This window comes from Duganella sp. Dugasp56, from assembly GCF_047304105.1.
In the GTDB taxonomy this organism is placed as follows: domain Bacteria; phylum Pseudomonadota; class Gammaproteobacteria; order Burkholderiales; family Burkholderiaceae_D; genus Rugamonas; species Rugamonas hordei.
Genome location: NZ_JBGLYQ010000024.1, coordinates 80,222 through 100,823, shown reverse-complemented (window position 1 = coordinate 100,823; position 20,602 = coordinate 80,222). Strand labels below are relative to the sequence as shown.

Sequence of the window (20,602 nt, the reverse complement as noted above, 5' to 3'; positions counted from 1 at the left end):
CCCATACAGGTGGTTTTTATATTTAACAACTGACACTGGTCTTTTCATAAGTACTCGTTCGAAAGTTTATGCCTCCATAAGTTTTGTAATCAGGATGAAACGCTCGCCGCAGCCTGGCTCGCGACATAGGCGCCGTGCTCCGGCATCCGCGTCACCGCCTGCGCGATCAGGTCGCGCAGTTCGGCGAAGTGGCCGTGCACCACGCGGATGTCGACGCGGTCAGCCAGCGGGTCGTAGCGCTTCGGCACCACGCCGAGGCCCATCATCATCGCCACGAACGAGGGCTCGGCGAAGCCGCCGCGATCGACGATCGCCACGCGTCCGGTCGCGCGGAACAGCTCGATCTGGTGGCGCAGCGAGTCGGGGATCGCCATGTTGGCGCAGTAGCGCCAGAATTCCGAATCGTCGCGCTTGGTCAGCTTGTAGTGCAGGATGATGAAGTCGCGCACCGATTCGTAGCGGATGCCCATGACGCGGTTGAATTCGTCGGCCAGCTCCGGCGCGCAATCGCGGTCCGGGAACAGTTCGAGCAGCTTGCCCACCGCCGTTTCGATCAGGTTGATGCTGGTCGATTCCAGCGGCTCGACGAAGCCGGCCGACAGGCCGATCGCGACCACGTTCTTGACCCAGGACTTGCGCCGCCGCCCGGTGACGAAGCGCAGCTGGCGCGGCTCGTCCAGCGCGGCGCCGTCGAGGCCGTCGAGCAGCACGCGGCGCGCCTGCTCGTCGCTGGTGAAGCCACTGCTGTACACGTGGCCGTTGCCGGTGCGATGCTGCAGCGGGATACGCCAGACCCAGCCGGCTTCCTTCGCGGTGGAGCGGGTGTAGGGCGTCAGCTGCGGGACCGAGGCGCAGGGCACGGCCAGCGCGCTGTTGCAGGGCAGGTACTCGCTCCAGTCCTCGTAGCCCGCCTTCAGCGCGCCTTCGATCAGCAGGCCGCGGAAGCCCGAGCAGTCGATGAACAGGTCGCCTTCGACGCGGCGGCCGTCGCGCAGTTTCACGGCGGTGACGAAGCCGGTCTCCGGATGCTGCTCGACATCGACGATCATGCCTTCGATGCGCAGTGCGCCGCGCGCCACGGCGTAGTCGCGCAGATAGCTGGCGTACAGGCTGGCATCGAAATGGAAGCCGTAGGAATAGGCGTCGGTCATGCCGGGCGTTTCCTCATTCGGCGGGACGAACTTGCCGTGGCGCGCCATGATCGAGGGCATCGACCAGTTCTCCATATCCGGCATCTTGTCGAACGCCTGCGCCAGGCGCAGCCAGTGCTGGTGCGCGCCGAGGCCGGCCAGCGCCGGGCCGAAATCGCCAAATCCGTGGAAGAAGCGGTTGCCGACGTGGCCCCAGTCCTTGAATTCGATGCCCAGCTTGTAGCTGGCCTGGGTCTTGCTGACAAAGTCGTCGGCATCCAGGCCCAGCGCCTCGTTGTAGACGCGGATCGTGGGCAGGGTCGCCTCGCCGACGCCGATGGTGCCGATCTCGGGCGATTCCACCAGCGTCACCTCGCAGGGCTGGGTCGGGTGGCGTGCCAGGCGCTGGGCCAGCGGGGCCGCCGTCATCCAGCCGGCGGTGCCGCCGCCCACGATGACGATCCTGCGGATCGCGTCGCCATTCATGTCGTTGCCACTCATTTTATGACAACGTTTTCATTTTTGGTCGAACCAAGGGCGGCTTTTGCATATGCCCCGGATCCCGGGGCAAGTTGGGCCGCGGCCATAGCAATGGCCGTCTTCTGTAAAACTTTCATGTGTGTGTCTCCCGTATTTTTTTATATGTCCGGCAACTGCGTGCTGGTGATTGGAAATTAACATTAATTCGATCAACGAACAAATAATTATCTCCCAAACGTTGCTGTTTAACCGTATCAGCTAAACAAGGCTTGACAAAACAAAATCCCCGCCGAAGCGGGGATTTCTGAACTTTAGTCGGGAATTTTCCCTCCGGGCGGAACTCCATAGCGATCCGCCTGCACATTACCACTGACACCATGGGTGCGTACATCGATGGTAATTGGCAACATCTCCTTGTCCCAAGCCTCCCACTTGGCCTTCAGTTGCGCAAACACCTCGGGGTGGCGTTTGGCCAGGTTGGCGCGCTCGCGCTGGTCCTTGACCACGTCGAACAGGAATTCGTTGCCGCCGATTTTCAGGTACTTCCAATTGCCGGAACGGATGGCGCGCTGGGCGTTGGCCTTGTAGCGCCACAGCAACGTGCGCTCGTTGTCGGCCGCCTGGCCGGTCAGGACAGGCAGCAGGTTCTGGCCGTCGCTCGGGTATTGCGGATCGGGCGCGCCGCCGGCGGCGGCCAGCAGCGTCGGCAGCCAGTCCATGGAAATCGCCACCTGCTCGCTCACCTGCCCCGCCTTGACCCTGGCCGGCCAGCGCACGATGGCGGGCACGCGGATGCCGCCTTCGAGCAGCTCGGTCTTCTGCCCGGTCAGCGGCCAGGTCCTGGAGAAGCGTTCGCCGCCGTTGTCGCTGGTGAAGATGACGATGGTGTTCTGCGCCAGCCCCTTGTCTTCCAGCGCCTTCAGCACGCGGCCGATCGACGCGTCCAGCGATTCGACCATGCGGCCGTAGGTGGCCAGGTCTCCGCCATCGTAGTGGAAGATGTTGTCGATGTCGCGCGAGACCGCCTCGTCGCCCGGCCCCTCCCACGGCCAGTGCGGCGCCGTGTAATGCAGCGACAGCAGGAAAGGCTTGCCGGCCTGCTGCTTGTTGACGTAGTCCACGGCGCGCGCGCCCAGCAGATCGGTGTAGTAGCCGATCTGCCGCACCGGCACTTCGCCCTCGTACAAATCCTCCTTCACCTGCGGGCCGACGCCCGGCTTGTGCGTGAAGTAATCGATGGCGCCGCCGTAGTTGCCGAAGAAGCTGTCGTAGCCGCTCTTCAGCGGGCCGAAGGTCGGCAGATAGCCCAGGTGCCACTTGCCGATCAGCGCCGTGCCGTAGCCCTGCTTCTTCAGCAGCGACGGCAGGGTCGGATGCGTGCGCGGCAGGCCGATGGTGTCGGAAGCGCCGGCGATCGGCTCTTCCAGCCCGCCGCGCAGCCGGTACTGGTAGCGGCCGGTGATCAGCGCGAAACGCGTGGCCGAGCATACGGCCGAATTGGCGTACGCCTGCGTGAAGCGGATGCCCTGCCCGGCCAGCTGGTCCAGGTGCGGCGTCTTGAAGTCGGTCTGGCCGTAGACGCCCAGGTCGGCGTGACCGAGGTCGTCGGCCAGGATGAAGAGGATGTTCGGCTGCTCCTTGCCGGCGCCGAAGACGTTCGGCAGCGCTCCAGCCAGCGCCAGGGCCGGCAAGGTTTTCAGGACGCTGCGGCGGGTATGGTCAGTCATGCTTGGTCTCCAGTCAGAAGTCTGCGCGGGCCGTCACGCCGAGCTGGCGCGGCGTGCCGATCACGGCGTTGTAAGCGCCCGGGTTGGTGTTCCAGGTGCTGGTGTAGTACAGCTTGTCGAACACGTTCTTGGCCCAGAACGAAATGTCCCAGCGCGTCGCGCCGTTCCTGATCTTCACGCCGGCCGACAGGTTGGTCAGGCTGCACGACGGGATGCGCCCGTACTCGGACGCGTCCAGCGTGCCGTAGGTGCTGCTGCGGTAGGCGTAGTTGATGTTGCCATAGCCTTCGATGTTGGCGGCCACCGCGTGCGCGTATTGCGCGCTCAGGTTGCCGATCCAGCGCGGCGCGTTGACCAGCGCGGCGCGGCCCGACAGATCGCAGAAGGCGCCGGCTTTCTCCGGCGGGCACGGGGCGTTTTTATACTCCTTGTACTTGACGTCGTTGAACGAACCGTTGGCGCCCAGCGTGAAGCCGCGCGCCACGACCAGGCTGGTGTCCAGCTCCAGGCCCCGGCTGCGCACGTTGCCAGCGTTGGTCAGGTAGGAGGTGGCGCTGACCGGGTCGTAGGCGTTGCTCTGGTAGCCCTTGACCTCGTTCCAGAACAGGCTGGCGTTGACTTGCGCGCGGCGTTCCAGCAGGTTGCTCTTGATGCCCAGCTCGAGGTTGTTGGCCTTCTCGTTGTTGACCTTGAGCGAGGATACACCCGCCGCGCCCGGCACCGACAGATTGATGCCGCCGGATTTTTCGCCGTGCGACACGCTGCCGAACGCCAGCACGTCGGTATCGATCTTGTAGGCCAGCGTGACCAGCGCCGATGGACTCAGGTTGTTCAGGTGGACGTCGCCGGAGTTGTAGGCGCCGTAGCGGGCGTTGCGCGAAGCCAGCGCGGCGCCGGTGACGGCGGCGCCGCCGGCGGGCGCGTCGCGCGTCACCTGGGCGATCTTGTCTTCATAGGTGGCGCGCAGGCCGCCGGTCAGGTCCCACTGCGGATCGATGTGCCAGATCGACTGGCCGAACAAGGCGTAGCTGTTGACGCGCAAGTGGCCGTTGCCGATGCTGGTGACGTTGCTCCATGCGCCTGCGGGTGTCGCGTTGAACTTGTCGGCCAGCGGACCGTTGTAGGTGAAGCTGACGTTGTCGAGATTCTGGTAGTAGTAATACGCGCCGAGCACCGATTCCACCGGTTGGCCCAACGGCGTGGCCAGGCGCAGCTCCTGCGTGAACTGGCGGTGGCGGGCGGAGGCGCCGACGTTCAGCACCACCGGCACTTCGAGGCCGTCATCGTTGTGCGGGGTGAAGTTCCAGAAGCGGTAGGCGCTGATGGAGGTGAACTTGTAGTCGTTGTCCAGCTTCCAGTTGACCTCGCCGGAGACGCCGCCCTGGTGCACGTCCACGTGCGAGCCGCGGTCCAGGTTGACCTCGCGCAGCGACGGATCGGTGATCGGGTGCCCGCCGACGGCGGCGGCCTGCGCCAGGAACTTGCCGCTCGGGCCGGCGTTGTAGAACACCAGCGTGCCGTTGTTGGAGTCTTCGACGTTGTAGTCGGCGATCAGGCGCGCGCTGACCTTGTTGTTCGGTTCCAGCAGCAACTGGGCGCGCACGCCTTCGCGGTCGCCGCCCTGCACCTTGTCGCCGTTGTAGACGTTGGTGATGTAGCCGCCTTCATGCGTCTTGTAGACGGCGAGGCGGCCGGCCGCCGTGTCCGAGAACGCGCCCGAGATGACAGCCTTGCCCTGCACATAGCCCTGCTCGCCGGCCGAAATCTGCGCGCTGTTCTCGCTGCGGAAAGTCGGCTGCCTGGTGGTGATATTCAGCACGCCGGCGGTGGTGTTCTTGCCGAACAGCGTGCCCTGCGGACCGCGCAGCAGTTCCAGCTGCTGGATGTCGAGCGCATCGAACGCGGCCATGCCGGGACGGGCCAGGTAGACGTTGTCCAGGTAGACGCCAACGCTGCCTTCGAGGCCATCGCTGGCGGGATTGTTGCCGAGCCCGCGGACGGCAAAGCTCATCTGCCGGGCGTGGACGTAGTTGACGGTGGTGCTCGGCAGCAGCTGCTGCAAGTCCTGCACGCGATAGACGCGGTTGCCTTCCAGCGCGCTGCTGTCGAGCACGCTCATGGTGGTCGGCACGCTTTGCGACGTCTCGTTGCGGCGCCGCGTGGAGACGGTGACGCGGGCCACCACTTCCAGCGACGCGTCGGCGGCGGCCGTGGTGGCGGCCTGGCCTTCGCCTTCGGCGGCTGCCGTGCTCGCGGCAGCCGCTTCCGCCGCCGTCCCCGACACGGCCGACAAGCCCACGGCTGCGGCGTTCTGCGCATACACCGGCGCCGAGGCCGCGATGATCAATCCATAAGCCGCGACGGCGGCGGCCAGTTTATTCTGTTGCATGACTATTTTCCTGTGGTTGTACTGCGAATTGCGCGGGCGTGAACCGCCCCGCACGCCGGCTTGGCGGCCGGCGCGTTGATCGTCATGAGTAGGTGGCGTTTAGTTTGTGGCTACGCGGAACTTGCCCTGCTCCGGCGGGGTGACCGCCTTTTCGGAGCGTGGCGTGCCGTCAGGCACCCAGTTGTACGGCACCGGTTGGGCGCGGTACAACCAATTGCTCAGCACCGGCTTGCCCGCGCCGGCAACCGGCGTCGGCGCAAAGTACGGGCTGACGTATTCCCAGGCGATGTCGCCCCTGGATGTGACCTGGAAGATGCGGCCGTTCATGCCCTCATCGATCAGCGTATTGCCGTTCGGCAGGCGGCGCGCGCTGCTGATGAACGAGCTGTAGAAGCCCCAATCCGGCCCGTTGGAATCGCCGCCGGTGTACTCCCACACGATCTGCTTGCTGACCGGGTCGATCTCCAGCACGCGCGAGCGCGGCTGCACGCCGACGCCGACGCGCGGATAGCCCGCCTCGCCCTGGTTGTCGAACACCAGGATGTGGCCGGCGCCCGGCAAGCCCGGCTCGATCAGGTGGGCGTCATGCTGGCCGACGATCTGGTCCACCGGGCGCGGCAGCACGCGCGGTCCGCGCACCTGCGCCGGATAGTCCGGCCCCAGCGACCACACCACCTTGCCGCTCTGCTTGTCGAGGATGACGATGAAGTTCGCCTCGCGCGAATCGATCAGGATGTTCTCGGGATTGAAGCGCTGGTCGCCCGCGTCGAACCAGCGGTTGGGGCCCAGCACCGACATGTTATTGATGTGCAGGTAGTCGAACGGCGCGGCCTTGCCGCGCGGCGAGTAGCCGCCCTTCACCAGCTTCAGCGATTCCGGCTTGAAGCCGAATTCGTCCAGGTGATCGGACGCCACCCACTTCCAGACGATATCGCCGCCGGGCGTGACCTCGTAGATCACGTCGTCCAGCACCTGCGGCGCGGCGAAGCCGGCCAGCGGATGCACCAGGTTGGCCAGCACCAGCGTATTGCCGTTCGGCAGACGGCGCCAGTCGTGGTGCTGCTTGGCGCTGCCGCCGGGCACTTGCGGCGAGGCCTTGCCTTCCACCGGCGCCGCATACGCATCCTGCGCGCCGCCCGCAGCGCCCCACTGCCATACCACCTTGCTGTCCCAATCCAGCTCGCCTATCGCCTGGTTGCGCAGGCCGTTGCCCTCGTTGGATGTGCCGGCCGTGCTGGCCAGCTGCACCAGCACATGGCCGCGCTTGCCGCCCGTCAGCGCCGGGTCCAGCAGCACCGGCGGAAAGCCTTCGGCGTTCCAGCGATGCACCTCGTTGCCGTTCATGTCGATCAGGTGGGTGTTCTTGTCCTGCCCGCTGAAGATGACGTAGCTGTTGTAGGCGGTGGCGGTATCGTAGCGGGTAACGCCGGTGGGATAGACGCTGGGCGCGGCGCCCAGGTTGGCGGCAACCGCCAGGAGTGATAGTGCTGCAAGCTTGGTGGTGGTGGTCATGACACGCGTTCTCAGGAGTGGACAGTGTGTCTATATTACTAATCCACCCAGAAAACCCGAACTAATATAACCAAACATCGTTATACAAAAAATGCCGGATAAACCGGCATTGTGGGGATGAGGCGCAGGCGGCGATTACACCGCCTCGGCGCCGGTCTCGCCGGTACGGATGCGTATCACCTGTTCGACGTTCTGCACGAAGATCTTGCCGTCGCCGATCTTGCCGGTACGGGCGGCCTTGATGATGGCATCCACCACCTGCTCGGCCACGCCGTCGTCGACCACCACTTCCACTTTGACTTTCGGCAGGAAGTCGACCACGTATTCGGCGCCACGATACAGCTCGGTGTGGCCCTTTTGGCGGCCGAAGCCTTTTACTTCGGTGACGGTCAGGCCGGTGACATTGACTTCAGCCAGCGCTTCACGCACTTCGTCCAATTTGAACGGCTTGATCACAGCGGTAATCTGTTTCATGACTTCTCCTTATTTAAAACCTGAATCGAAAATCTGTAGCCGGCCAACTGTGGACAGCGAGCGCACGTCTGTATTGTAATCGACGCGCACCCGCTGTCCATCAACGTCTGCGAATACCAGCTAAATCATTTAATCTTGCACCGGAATGGAGCGTAATTCTTCCAGCCATACAACGCTTTGCGCGTCGCTCGGCGCGCGCCAGTCGCCGCGCGGCGACAGCGAGCCGCCCGTGCCCACCTTCGGTGCGTTCGGCACACAGCTGCGCTTGAACTGGCTGGTGCGGAAGAAGCGGTCGAGGAAGATGCCCAGGTTCTTCTTGATCGCGGCCAGGTCGTACTGGTTGCGGGTGACGTGATCGCCGTCCGGCCAGCGGCCCAGCTCCTTGTCCCTCCAGGCGCTGAGCGACAGGAAGGCCACCTTCGACGGGCGGAAGCCGAAGCGCAGCACGTAGTACAGGTTGAAGTCCTGCAGCTCGTACGGGCCGATGGTGCTTTCGGTGCGCTGCTCCGGCTGGCCGTCCGCCGTGCCCGGCACCAGCTCGGGGCTGATCTCGGTGGCCAGGATATTGAGCAGCACCTGCGCGTCGTTGCGGCCGATCACGCCGGACTCGGCGACCCAGCGCACCAGGTGCGAGATCAGCGTCTTCGGCACGCTGGCGTTGACGTTGTAGTGCGACATGTGGTCGCCCACGCCGTAGGTGCACCAGCCCAGCGCCAGCTCGCTCAGGTCGCCGGTGCCGCAGACGATGGCGTTGTGGTGGTTGGCCAGGCGGAACAGGTGGTTGGTGCGCTCGCCGGCCTGGACGTTTTCAAACGTGATGTCGTACTGCGCCTGCCCTTCCGAGTACGGATGGTTCAGGTCCTTCAGCATCTGGATGCAGCTCGGGCGGATGTCGATTTCCTGCGCCGTGCAGCCGACCAGTTTCATCAGCTGGTGCGCCTGCGTCAAGGTGCGCTCGCTGGTGGCGAAGCCGGGCATGGTGTAGGCCAGGATGTTGGTGCGCGGCAGCTTGAGCTTGTCCATCACGCGCGCGCACACCAGCAGCGCGTGCGTCGAATCAAGCCCGCCGGAGACGCCGATGACGATCTTCTTGATGTTGCTCGACGTCAGGCGCTGCGCCAGCGCCTGCACCTGGATGTTGTAGACCTCGTTGCAGCGCTCGTCGCGCCGGCGCGCATCGGCCGGCACGTAAGGGAAGCGCTCGACGCAGCGCTTCAGCGCCAGCGGCTGTTCGCGGTTGATGTCCAGCTCGAAGAACACGGTGCGGAATTTATTCACCTCGGCGGCATGGCGCTGCACCGATTGGGCGAAGGTGTTCATGCGCATGCGCTCGCGCGACAGCCGCTCGAGGTCGATGTCGGCAAAGGTCAGCGTGGCTTCGTCGCTGAAGCGCTTGGACTCGGCCAGCATCTCGCCGTTTTCGCAGATCACGCCCTGCCCGTCCCACGCCAGGTCGGTGGTCGACTCGCCGGTGCCGGCCGAGGTGTACAGGTAGGCCGCGATGCAGCGCGCCGATTGCTGCGACACCAGCTGGTTGCGGTAGCCGGCCTTGCCGACCAGCGCGTTCGAGGCCGACAGGTTGACCAGCACCGTGGCGCCGGCCAGCGCGGCGAACGACGACGGCGGTATCGGCACCCACACGTCTTCGCAGATCTCGACGTGGAATTTGAACAGCGGCATGTCGGCCACCTCGAACAGCAGGCCGGAGCCGAACTGCACGCGCTCGCCCAGCAGGTCGATCTCGGTGGCGACCGCATAGTCGCCGCTGCTGAACTGGCGCGCGTCGTAGAATTCGCCGTAGTTGGGCAGATAGCTCTTCGGCACCACGCCCTGGATCTGGCCACTGGCGATGACCACCGCGCAGTTGTACAGCTGGTGCTCGACGCGCAGCGGCGCGCCCACCACGATCGTCATCTTCCACTGTCCCGACGCGGCGACGATGTCGTCCAGCGCTTCGAGGCAGCCGTCCAGCAAGGCGCGCTGATGGAACAGGTCGTCGCAGGTATAGGCCGACAGGCCCAGCTCCGGGAAGGCGACCAGCGCGGCGCCTTGTTCGGCGGCCTGCGCGGCCAGCTGGATGGTCTGGGCGGCGTTGTAGGCGGGATCGGCGATGCGGCAAATCGGCGCGGCGATCGCCACGCGGGCAAAGTCGTGCGAGTACAGATTGAGGAAATTCGAGGTCATGTCTAGTCTTTCGCGTGCACTACGGACATACAAAATTGAATTATCGCATGGGGGCGGCCGCTCCGCCGTCAACAGGAATGCCTCAGATAAGCTAGACTGGCGCCAACATCAAAGGCCGGAGGCAGGCGTGTCAGAAGCAGAGTTTACGATCATCGACTCATTGGTAGGCGTGGACCCGGCGCAATGGCAGGCGCTGGCCGGCGACAATCCGACGCTGTCCTACGCCTTCCTGCACGCGCTGCACGAAACCAATTGCGCCTCGCCCCACACCGGCTGGACCCCGCGCTACCTGGTGCTGCACCGCGACGGCGCGCTGCGGGCGGCCATGCCGCTCTACCTGAAGGACCACAGCCGGGGCGAATACGTGTTCGACCACGCCTGGGCCGACGCCTTCCACCGCAACGGCATCGACTACTATCCGAAACTGCTGTCGGCGGTGCCGTTCACGCCGGTGACCGGCAGCCGCCTGCTGGCGCACACGCAGGAAGACCGGCAGCTGCTGGCGCGCGCCGCGCTGCAGGTGGCGCGGCAGCTGGACACGTCGTCGCTGCACATCCTGTTCCCCGACGAGCAGGACAGGCAGGCGCTGGCCGAGGCCGGCTTCATGCTGCGCGAAGGCGTGCAGTTCCACTGGGAGAATGCCGGCTACGCGGATTTCGACGCCTTCCTGTCCAGCATGAAAATGGAAAAGCGCAAGAAGCTGAAGCAGGACCGGCGCCGCGTGCTGGACGCCGGCATAGCCTTCGAGCACCTGGCCGGCGGCCAGATCACGGACGAGGCGCTGCGCTTCTTCTACAGCTGCTACGTCTCGACCTACGAGGCGCACTATTCCAAGCCCTACCTGAGCCTGAAGTTCTTCCAGCGCATACTGCGCGAGCAGCCAGACAGCCTGATGATCGTGCTGGCCAAACGCGGCGGCCAGCCGGTGGCGGCGGCGCTGAACCTGGTCGGCGGCAACATCATGTACGGGCGCTACTGGGGCACGCAGGAATTCGTCTCGGGCCTGCATTTCGAGACCTGCTACGTGCAGTCGATCGAATACTGCATCCGGCACGGCATCGCCCGTTTTGAAGGCGGCGCCCAGGGCGTGCACAAGATGTCGCGCGGGCTGGTGCCGACGCCGACCTGGTCCGCTCACTGGGTGGCGGACCGGCGCTTCGCCGACGCCATCGCCGATTTCCTGGCGCAGGAAACGGCCGCCATGGACGACTACATCGACGAGCTGGCCGAGCACGTGCCGTTCAAGGCCGCCTGCTGACAGGCCGCTTCAGTGCTGGGCGGCCGGCGCGGTGCGGCGTTCGCCGACGCGGCGCTCGGCATTCACCTGCCTGGCCGCCGACCAGGGCATGCGCCCATACGAGCGGTACGCCAGCGCCAGATACAGCGCTCCGGCCACGATCGCGTAGGTGCCGATCAGCCAGACCAGCGCCAGCGCGCCGATGGCGGGCAGCGTCAGCAAAATCGTGCCGAACACGATGGCCGCCAGGCCGCCGGCCAGCAGCAGCCAGTCGCCGCCCCGCAAATGATTGCGCAGGCGCACGGCCAGCACGATATCCAGCACGCCGGTGATCAGCGCATTGACCCCGATGACGATCACCAGCACCAGCGCGGCCAAGCCGGGCCGCATGACCGCCAGCACGCCGGCAACCAGGCTCACCAGCCCGAGCAGCAGCAACAGCCACCAGTCCAGCGCATGCGGACCGGTGGCATGGCGCCGGTGCCGCACCGTGCCGGCCAGGTAGACTATCCCCGCCAGCAAGGCATACAGCGCAAAAATCGCCACCAGGCTCAGTACCGTCGGCCCGGGCATGGTCAGCGCCAGGCCGCCGAACACCAGCAGCAGCACGCCGCGCAGCGCCAGCACCCACCAGGACCGCAACACCATGGGCTTCGCATCCATATCCCCTCCTACACCGTAGCGTCTCATCTCATTCAGAGCGGTCTGGCGGGCAAAGGGTTCCGCAAACCGGTAAAATGGAAGCGTTACCTACGATTTTTACGTAGAGGAAACCCGTAGATGAAACCAGTTTGCTTCACAGCAACGTCAATCGGGCCTATACTTTGCGCCCCTTGTAGGGTTTTATCAGGACATGGCAAGCAAGCATGAATGCAGATTTTATAAGACAGCGTGAGCGGTTCAGGTCCGCCACGATGAAGCGGATCGATGTCAGCGACGAATCCTACAACAACGTCACCGAGATATTGGCCCCCATCGCCAAGCCGTTCCATGTGCGCAAGGGAGCTTATCTGCAGCGCGCCGGCGTCCCGGCGACCCAGGTGCACTGGATCAGCAGCGGCGTAGTGCGCAGCGGCTTTTTCAACCGCGACAACACGGAAATGACCTTGCGCTTTTACCGCGAAGGCGAATCGGCCACCACGCTGACCGACCTGATCAGCGGCGAGAGCGGCCAGCCCGCGGTGCAATTCCTGATTGCGGAAACGCCTGTGAACGGTTTCACGCTGGACTGGAAACTGTCCTGCCAGTTGCGCGCGCAGCACGAAGTGATGCAGCACTATCACCTGAACATCGCCATGCACGGCTTGCAGACGCTGGCGCAGCGCGCCTACACCAACGGCGAAACCTCGGCCCACGAGCGGCTGGCGGCGTTCCGCGAAGAATATCCGGGACTGGAGGCGCGCATCTCGCAGCGCGCGGTGGCGTCCTACCTGGGCATCACGCCGCAATACATGTCGCGCCTGCGGCGCGAGGCCGAAGCGGCAGCCGCCCAGCCGGAATAAAAAAAGCCCCGCAATAAACTAACGCGGGGCTTTCTCGTTGCGGCAGCGGAAATTACGCGACGCCGTTTTCCTTCTTGTACGACTCGACGCCGCTCAGGATTTCCTTCTTCGCTTCTTCAGGACCGTACCAGCCGTCGATCTTGACCCATTTGCCTTTTTCCAGGTCCTTGTAGTGCTCGAAGAAGTGCTGGATCTGGCGCAGGCGCAGTTCGTTCAGGTCTTCCGGCTTCTGCCAGTGGCTGTAGATCGACAGCACCTTGTCGACCGGCACGGCCAGCACCTTGGCGTCTTCACCGGATTCGTCGGTCATTTTCAGCACGCCGATAGGACGGCAGCGCACCACCACGCCCGGGATCAGCGGGAACGGGGTGATCACCAGCACGTCGACCGGGTCGCCGTCGTCGGACAGGGTGTTCGGCACGTAGCCGTAGTTGCATGGGTAGTGCATCGCCGTGCCCATGAAGCGGTCGACGAAGATCGCGCCCGACTCCTTGTCGACTTCATACTTGATCGGATCGGCGTTCATCGGGATTTCGATGATGACGTTGAAATCGTTCGGCAGGTCGCGGCCGGAAGATACTTTATTCAAGCTCATGGGGGTTTCCTCGTAGGTGCTGGCAAATGTTTAACCGCGTAATTATAGCGAAGTACAGCCCGCTTGTGCAGCGCAGCACCCAAAATCCGGGGTCAGATCCGACATTTGGACACGAACTCTGCTGTAGTAGCCGCTACAGCAGAGTTCGTGTCCAAATGTCGGATCTGACCCCGGATTTAAAGAATGGTGGCCAGCGCGCACTGGCGGTAGTGGTTGGCGGCGTCTTCCGGCTGCGCCAGCGCTTCGTGCATCTGCGCCAGCTTCAGGTGGGATTCGCGCACCATGCGCGGATCCGAGGCGTCCGACAAGGCTTGCTCCAGGTAACGCTGGGCCTTGCCCCACAGCTTTTGCTTCAGGCACAGCGAGCCCAAGGTCAGCGCCAGCTCGGCGTCGGTCGGGCGCGCGTGGATCCAGTTTTCGCAGTGCTCGATCTGCATCAGCAACGCGGCCGAGCCGGCCGGCGCCGCCGCTTCGCGGTAGGCGCGCACCACGCGGTCGTCCCAGTCGGCGGCCAGCGACTCTTCCGCCACCAGGCGCGCTTCGTCATGCAGTCCGCGCGCGTTCAGCGCGGTGGCGGCGCGGCAGGCGACGTAGGGCTTGATGCGGTCCGAGTTCGGCACCGTCGACCACACGCGCTGCAGCGATTCGGCGTCGTGGCCCTCGTCGGACAGCATGTCATCGTAGGCCAGCTCGCGCAGCCGCGCCGACAAGGCCGGATGCAGCGCGCGGTGCTTGTCCAGCGAACGCACCAGGCGCAGCACTTCCGGCCAGTTCTTGGCCTGCTGCTGCGCCTTCAGCGACCATTGCAGGGCGTGAATGTGGCGGGTGCCACTGGCGTTGAGTTCGCGCACCGCTTCCAGCGCCTGCTCCGGCTGATGGTCGTCGACCAGCAACTCGGTCATCGTCATCAGGCGCGCGGTCTTCATCGCGTTGTCGCCGCCGAGGCGGGCCAGCCAGTTGTCGCGGCGCTGGCTTTGACGCATGCGGTGCGCGGCGCGGGCGCCGATCAGCGCGGCCACGCCGGCGTTGTCCGGCAGTTCGGCGGCGCGCATGGCGGCTTTTTCGGCATGGCCGAAACGGCCCTCGAACAAGGCCTTCAGCGCTTCGCGCAAGCCCTTGTTGCCGTCACGCTCGCGCTTCTGCTGGCGGTAGGCGGCAACCTTGCCCGGCATCTTGACGGTGGCGCGGAAGGCGCGGATGACCAGGTACAGGAAGGCGAACAGCGCCACTTCCAGCACCACGAAGAAGTTCAGCGACAAATCGATGCGATTGGGCGGGTAGAACAGCACCACGTTGCCCGGGTTGTAACGCGCCGTCACGGCGATGCCGATCGCCGCGGCCATCAGGGCGACTATCCAGAGAAATAAACGCATGGCTATGGCTTCGCTTTGTAGTTGCGCACAGCGTTCAGGCTGTCCGACAGGGTCGGCATTTCAATCGCCAGATTGCTGCCCTGCACCTGGCGCAACAGCGCCTGCACGGTCTGCGTCGACTTGGCGCGCACGTCGAAATACTTGACCAGCGCTTCCTGCGCCGCGATCAGGTCGGCGCGGAAGGCCGCCTCGTTGCGCGACAGCAGCGCCATGCGGGCGTTCAGCAGGCGCAGCTTCAGGTTCTCGCGCAGGAAGTAGGCCTGGGTCGGCGACAGCATCAGCGCATCCGGCGTTTCCACGCTGCGCACGCGGATCAGCTGGCGCACGTCGATCCACATCTCGCTGCTCCAGCCGCTCCAGGTGTCCTGCAGCGCCTGCAGCCATGGGCTGGTCTGCTCGACCGGCTCAGGCTTGACGCCCTTGGCCAGCGGCTTGGCCGGCTTGAGTTTTTTCTCCGGCGGCGCCGGCAGCGTCGGCTTTTCGTCCGACAGCATCGGCAGCGTGTCGATCTGCGCGATGGCGTTGTCGAGGCGCAGCGCCACACCCACCGAATCGACGCTCGGCAGCGCCTTCAGCTTTTCCGTGTCCTTGGCGATGGCGCGGCGGATGGTGATGAATTGCGGCTTGTCCGAACGCGACAGGCTGCGGTCGGCGTTCTGCAGCGCGATCAGCGCGCCCGGCACGTTGCCGGCCAGCTGCAGCTGCTGGCTGGCGGTCGACAGCACTTGTTCGATCTCGGTCAGCGCCCACTCGTCGCGGTTCTTCGACAGGTCCTGGTACAACTGCTCCAGCGCCAGTTGCTGGCTCTGCGCTTCCTGCTGCTTGCTTTCCAGCAGGCTGACCTTGACTTGCAGCTCCTTGCTGCTCTCCTGCACCGCGCGCGCCAGGGTGCCGGTTTCGGCATTGCTGGCGTCGCCCTTTTGCAGGCGGCGCGCCATTTCCTCGCGCAGGTTGCGCACCTGATTGTGCGACGACCAGGTCTGGCCGGCCAGCAGGATCGCCAGCACGACGATGCCCACCAGCAGCGTCTGCGGCTGCTGGATGGTCTCAAGCAGGCTGGGCTCGGGCTGCGGCGGCTTGGCGGCAGGCGGGGTCTCGGGGGCGGCGCCGGTCGAGACGACGGGATCAGGTAATGTAGGCAAATCGTTCATAGGCGTGATTGTAACGCGGCCAGCAGGCGTTCGTCGCCTGATCCTGTGAGCGTCAGTCGGGAAAACCCCAAATTATTTGCCGTTTCGGCAATTCGGGCATGCGGAATGATCAAATGCTGCTGTTGCATCAATACAACGCTATTCTGCTGCGCCGCATCAGGATGTTCCTGGTCGAGCCGGACCAGCAGATCGCACAGGCCGCGCAACGCTTCGGAGCTGGTGATGATCCAGTCATTTTGCTGCGACAGCAAATGGCGCAAGGTGGCCGCCAGCTGCGGCGTCAGCCGCGGCACCGAGCGGCGGTAGGCCGGCACCACGTCGACCAGGGCACCGGCGGCGCGCAGGCCGTCGGCCATCAGTTCACGCCCGCTTTCGCCGCGCACGATCAGCACCGGCTGGCCCCGCAAGGCCTGCAGGTCCAGCGTTTGCAGCAGGTGTTCGGAATCGCTGTGGGCGCTGTCGGCCGGGCTGACGATATGCACCCGGTCCGGCGTGACGCCGTGCGCGGCCAGCGCCGCGCGGCTGCCCTCGCCCAGCACGGCCAGCGTGACGCCGTCCGGCCACTGCCGGATGTGGGCGAAGGCGGCGTCGATGGCGTTCGGCGAAACGAAGGCCACCAGCACGTAGCCTGGCACCGGCGCGGTCAGCCTGGCCAGCGCGGCCAGCAGGGCGGTCGGTTGCGGCAGGGGTTCGATTTCAAGCAGCGGCAATAATTCGACCCGGCGGCCCAGCGCGGTCACGCGGGCCGCCAGCGGCAAGGCTTGCGCCAGGGGACGGGTGATGACGACGGCGCCGGTCATCCGCAGGTCAGGCGTCTGCAGCGGGCGGCGTGGCCTGGGCCGCCAGGTCGGCCGAACGGGCGTCGGCGTCGGCCTGCGCCGCCTCGCTCAGGCACACCGACAGGATGCCGACCGCGTCCTGCGCGCGCAGCAGCTCGGCCACCTGCGCGCCCAGCGCCTCGGGATCGGCGGCCGCGCCGCGCACTTCCGCGCTGGCCATGCGGCTGCCGTCCGGCGTCGCCACCATCGCGCGCAGATGCATCTGCCCGCCTTCAACGGTGGCAAACGCCGCCAGCGGCACCTGGCAGCTGCCGCCAAACACTTTCGACACCTTGCGCTCGGCCGTGACGGCCTGCGCGGTGGCCTCGTGGTTCAGCGGCGCCAGCAGGGCCATCAGGTCGACGCCGTCGTCGCGCTCGGCGATTTCGATCGCCATCGCGCCCTGCCCGGCGGCCGGCAGGCTGCTGGCCGGATCCAGCAAGACGCGGATGCGCTGCGGCAGGCCCAGGCGGATCAGGCCGGCGGCGGCCAGGATGATGGCGGCGTAGTCGCCACGATCGAGCTTGCCCAGCCGGGTGTCGAGGTTGCCGCGCAGCGGCTTGATGACCAGGTGCGGATAGCGCGCCGCGATCAGCGACTGGCGGCGCAGGCTGCTGGTGCCGACGACGGCGCCGGCCGGCAGCTCGTCCAGCGAGGCGTAGTCGTTGGAGACGAAGGCGTCGCGCGGATCTTCGCGCTCCAGCACGGCTGCCAGCGCGAATCCTTCCGGCAACTCCATCGGCACGTCCTTCAGCGAATGCACCGCCAGGTCGGCGCGGCCCTCGGCCATCGCGACTTCAAGTTCTTTGACAAACAGCCCCTTGCCGCCTACCTTGGACAACGTGCGATCAAGAATTTGATCGCCTTTTGTCGACATTCCTACAATTTTGACATCGCACTGCGGATATAATAATGTCAAGCGAGCGCGGACATGCTCGGCCTGCCACATGGCAAGGCGGCTTTCACGCGAAGCGATTACCAACGTGGACGGGGGATTTTGTAGTAATTCCGATATTTTCAAAACCAGTTCTTTCGCTGTAGCTGACGCTAACCGGCGCAGGCCAGTAACACGCGCGTGTTTAAGATCACAAATTTTATCACGCTCACCTTCTTGCAGAACCGGGCCACAAGCCTTTGCACCGACATTTCATCCTTTGCGGCTTATCTCATGGCAAAACAATCTAGTGCAACGAACGATCAAACGGCTGAACAACCTGGCGTGGACACGAATCTCGATAAAGACGCGCCCCTCAAAGAAGACATCCGCCTGCTGGGCCGCCTGCTGGGCGACGTGCTGCGCGACCAGGAAGGCGAGGAAGTCTACGCCGTGGTCGAGACCATCCGGCAAACCGCCGTGCGCTTCCGCCGCGAGGCCGACGCCGGCGCCGCCAAGGAACTGGACGGCATGCTGAAAATCCTGACGCGCGAGCAGACCATTTCCGTGGTGCGCGCGTTCTCGTACTTCTCGCACCTGGCCAATATCGCCGAAGACCAGCACCACATCCGCCGCCGCCGCACGCACCTGCTGGCCGGCTCGAAGCCGCAGCAGGGCAGCGTCAGCTTCGCGCTGTGCAAGCTCAAGGAAGCCGGCGTCAGCCAGGAAACCGTGGGCGAGTTCTTCCAGCAGGCGCTGATCGCGCCGGTGCTGACGGCCCACCCGACCGAGGTGCAGCGCAAGTCCATCCTGGACGCCGAGCACGACATCGCCCGCCTGCTGGCCGAGCGCGACCTGCCGCTGACGCCGAAGGAACAGGCGGCCAATATGCACCTGCTGCGCGCCCGCATCGCGACCCTGTGGCAGACCCGCATGCTGCGCTACTCCAAGCTGACCGTGGCCGACGAGATTGAAAACGCCCTGTCCTACTACCGCATCACCTTCCTGCGCGAACTGCCGGGCCTGTACGACGACATCGAGACCGACATCGCCGCCCACTACGGCAACGGCGACGGCGCCACCACGCAGATCAACGCTCCCTACGTGCAGATGGGCAGCTGGATCGGCGGCGACCGCGACGGCAACCCGAACGTCAACGGCGGCACCATGGAGCACGCGCTGACGCGCCAGGCCACCACCATCCTCGACTTCTACCTGGAAGAGGCGCACACGCTGGGCGCCGAACTGTCGGTGTCGACGCTGATGATCGCCTGCAGTCCCGCGTTGCAGGCGCTGGCCGACCACTCGCCGGATACTTCCGACCACCGCGCCGACGAACCGTACCGCCGCGCGCTGATCGGCATCTACGCCCGCCTGGCCAGCACCGCCCGCGCGCTGGGCGCGACCAACATCCTGCGCAAGGAAGTGGGCCACGCCGAGCCGTACGCCAACGCCGCCGAATTCTCGGCCGACCTGCAGGTGCTGGTCGATTCGCTCAACGCCAACCACGGCGCTGTGCTGGTGCAGCCGCGCCTGTCGACCTTGAAGCGCGCGGCCGACATCTTCGGCTTCCACCTGGCCTCGCTGGACATGCGCCAGTCGTCGGACATCCACGAGCGTGTGCTGGCCGAGCTGTTCGCCAAGGCCGGCGGCCAGGCCGACTATTCGTCGCTGGACGAGGACGCCAAGGTGGCGCTGCTGCTGAGCGAACTGGCGCAGCCGCGCCTGCTGTACTCGCCGTACATCGCCTACTCGGCCGAGACCGTTTCCGAGCTGGGCGTGCTCAGCGCGGCGCGCCAGATCCGTGCCCGCTACGGCGAGCGCGCCATCCGCAACTACATCATCTCGCACACCGAAACCGTGTCCGACCTGCTGGAAGTGCTGCTGCTGCAAAAGGAAATGGGCCTGCTGCGCATCGCCGAACAGGAACTGGACCTGATGGTGATCCCGCTGTTCGAAACCATTCCCGACCTGCAGCGCGCGGCCGGCATCATGGAAGCCGTGATGGCGATCCCGCTGGTGAAGGCGCTGATCGCCAAACAGGGCCAGATCCAGGAAGTCATGCTCGGCTATTCGGATTCCAACAAGGACGGCGGCTTCCTGACCTCCAACTGGGAGCTGTACAAGGCCGAGACCCACCTGGTCACCGTGTTTGAAAAGGCCGGCGTCAAGCTGCGCCTGTTCCACGGCCGCGGCGGCACCGTCGGCCGCGGCGGCGGCCCGTCGTACGAGGCGATCCTGGCGCAGCCGCACGGCACCGTCAACGGCCAGATCCGCCTGACCGAACAGGGCGAGATCATCGCGTCCAAGTTCTCCAACAAGGACATCGGTCGCCGCAACCTGGAGCTGCTGGTCGCCGCCACGCTGGAGGCCAGCCTGATGCCGCAGTCGGAAGACGGCGCGCACCAGGCCCAGCTGCGCCAGTTCGAAGCCATCATGGCCGAGATCTCCGACCGCGCCTACAAGGCCTACCGCAACCTGGTCTATGAAACCCCCGGCTTCACCGACTACTTCTTCGCCGCCACGCCGATCGCCGAGATCGCCGAACTGAATCTCGGTTCACGTCCGGCTTCGCGCAAGTCGACCAAGCGCATCGAAGACCTGCGCGCGATTCCATGGGGCTTCTCGTGGGGCCAGTGCCGCCTGCTGCTACCGGGCTGGTACGGTTTCGGCAGCGCCATCGGCGCCTGGATCAACGACGGCAAGCAGGACGAGCGCCTGGCCCAGCTGCAGGCGATGTTCCAGCACTGGCCGTTCTTCGCCACGCTGCTGTCGAACATGGACATGGTGCTGGCCAAGACCGACCTGGCGATCGCCTCGCGCTACGCCGAGCTGGTGCAGGACAAGGACCTGCGCGACCGCATCTTCAAGCGCATCACCGAAGAGCACGCGAACACGCTGGGCATCCTGCAGCGCATCACCGGCGCCACCGAGCGCCTGGCCGGCAATCCGCTGCTGGCGCGCTCGATCCAGAACCGCTTCGCCTACCTCGATCCGTTGAACCACTTGCAGGTGGAGCTGATCAAGCGCCACCGCGCGCTGTCGAGCGAGCCGGGCAAGGCGGATGAACGGGTGCACCGCGGCATCCACCTGTCGATCAACGGCGTCGCCGCTGGTCTGCGCAACACTGGCTGATATTGCCACTAAGCATCTTCT

At 65.2% G+C, this 20,602-nt stretch carries 15 protein-coding genes; 3 read left to right on the top strand and 12 right to left on the bottom strand.

The features are described from left to right. Positions 1–89: 89 nt before the first annotated feature. The 6 genes from ACCD07_RS18100 to ACCD07_RS18075 all read right to left on the bottom strand — a co-directional run bounded on the left by ACCD07_RS18100 (position 90) and on the right by ACCD07_RS18075 (position 9,896). On the bottom strand, positions 90–1,616 hold the full coding sequence (locus ACCD07_RS18100; protein ID WP_413448156.1) for a tryptophan halogenase family protein: 1,527 nt from the start codon (positions 1,614–1,616) through the stop codon (positions 90–92). A 305-nt stretch (positions 1,617–1,921) separates the two neighbouring features. Next, on the bottom strand, positions 1,922–3,337 hold the full coding sequence (locus ACCD07_RS18095; protein WP_413448155.1) for a sulfatase: 1,416 nt from the start codon (positions 3,335–3,337) through the stop codon (positions 1,922–1,924). Positions 3,338–3,350: 13 nt separating this feature from the next. Then, positions 3,351–5,726 (bottom strand): TonB-dependent receptor, encoded by a 2,376-nt coding sequence (locus ACCD07_RS18090; protein ID WP_413448154.1) that lies wholly within the window; start codon positions 5,724–5,726, stop codon positions 3,351–3,353. Positions 5,727–5,825: 99 nt separating this feature from the next. Then, positions 5,826–7,238, bottom strand: coding sequence for an aryl-sulfate sulfotransferase (locus tag ACCD07_RS18085; protein WP_413448153.1), 1,413 nt, complete (start codon positions 7,236–7,238; stop codon positions 5,826–5,828). 135 nt (positions 7,239–7,373) lie between these two features. Next, a complete protein-coding gene (locus tag ACCD07_RS18080; protein WP_020705920.1) occupies positions 7,374–7,712 on the bottom strand; it encodes a P-II family nitrogen regulator in 339 nt (112 codons plus the stop codon). A gap of 129 nt (positions 7,713–7,841) precedes the next feature. Next, complete coding sequence (locus tag ACCD07_RS18075) at positions 7,842–9,896, bottom strand: NAD(+) synthase (RefSeq protein ID WP_353402115.1); 2,055 nt, start codon at positions 9,894–9,896, stop codon at positions 7,842–7,844. 127 nt (positions 9,897–10,023) lie between these two features. Between ACCD07_RS18075 and ACCD07_RS18070 the strand changes: the two genes are divergently transcribed. After that, a complete protein-coding gene (locus tag ACCD07_RS18070; RefSeq protein ID WP_176653712.1) occupies positions 10,024–11,154 on the top strand; it encodes a GNAT family N-acetyltransferase in 1,131 nt (376 codons plus the stop codon). A 9-nt stretch (positions 11,155–11,163) separates the two neighbouring features. On the opposite strand, the gene ACCD07_RS18065 is transcribed toward ACCD07_RS18070, so the two are convergent. Beyond that, positions 11,164–11,796 carry an HdeD family acid-resistance protein gene (locus ACCD07_RS18065; RefSeq protein ID WP_413448152.1) on the bottom strand — a complete coding sequence of 211 codons (633 nt, stop codon included), beginning with the start codon at positions 11,794–11,796 and terminating at the stop codon, positions 11,164–11,166. 251 nt (positions 11,797–12,047) lie between these two features. Between ACCD07_RS18065 and ACCD07_RS18060 the strand changes: the two genes are divergently transcribed. Then, complete coding sequence (locus tag ACCD07_RS18060; RefSeq protein ID WP_176653710.1) at positions 12,048–12,635, top strand: Crp/Fnr family transcriptional regulator; 588 nt, start codon at positions 12,048–12,050, stop codon at positions 12,633–12,635. A gap of 52 nt (positions 12,636–12,687) precedes the next feature. Here ACCD07_RS18060 and ppa read toward each other — a convergent pair whose 3' ends face one another. The 5 genes from ppa to hemC form a co-directional block, all read right to left on the bottom strand. Next, positions 12,688–13,230: an inorganic diphosphatase gene (gene ppa, locus ACCD07_RS18055; protein WP_176653709.1), complete on the bottom strand. Its 543-nt coding sequence runs from the start codon at positions 13,228–13,230 to the stop codon at positions 12,688–12,690. Positions 13,231–13,406: 176 nt separating this feature from the next. Next, complete coding sequence (locus tag ACCD07_RS18050) at positions 13,407–14,603, bottom strand: heme biosynthesis protein HemY (RefSeq protein ID WP_176653708.1); 1,197 nt, start codon at positions 14,601–14,603, stop codon at positions 13,407–13,409. A gap of 2 nt (positions 14,604–14,605) precedes the next feature. After that, positions 14,606–15,754, bottom strand: a complete 1,149-nt coding sequence (locus ACCD07_RS18045; RefSeq protein WP_413448151.1) for a uroporphyrinogen-III C-methyltransferase — start codon at positions 15,752–15,754, stop codon at positions 14,606–14,608. Further along, positions 15,751–16,554 (bottom strand): uroporphyrinogen-III synthase, encoded by an 804-nt coding sequence (locus ACCD07_RS18040; RefSeq protein ID WP_176653706.1) that lies wholly within the window; start codon positions 16,552–16,554, stop codon positions 15,751–15,753. The genes ACCD07_RS18045 and ACCD07_RS18040 overlap by 4 nt, the downstream gene beginning before the upstream one ends. A 7-nt stretch (positions 16,555–16,561) precedes the next feature. Then, positions 16,562–17,593, bottom strand: coding sequence for a hydroxymethylbilane synthase (gene hemC, locus ACCD07_RS18035; RefSeq protein WP_413448150.1), 1,032 nt, complete (start codon positions 17,591–17,593; stop codon positions 16,562–16,564). Positions 17,594–17,740: 147 nt separating this feature from the next. Here hemC and ppc point away from each other — a divergent pair, with 147 nt between their 5' ends. Further along, the gene (gene ppc, locus ACCD07_RS18030) at positions 17,741–20,581 is read left to right on the top strand and encodes a phosphoenolpyruvate carboxylase (RefSeq protein ID WP_413448149.1); all 2,841 of its coding nucleotides are present in this window, start codon (positions 17,741–17,743) and stop codon (positions 20,579–20,581) included. The last annotated feature ends 21 nt before the right edge of the window (positions 20,582–20,602 follow it).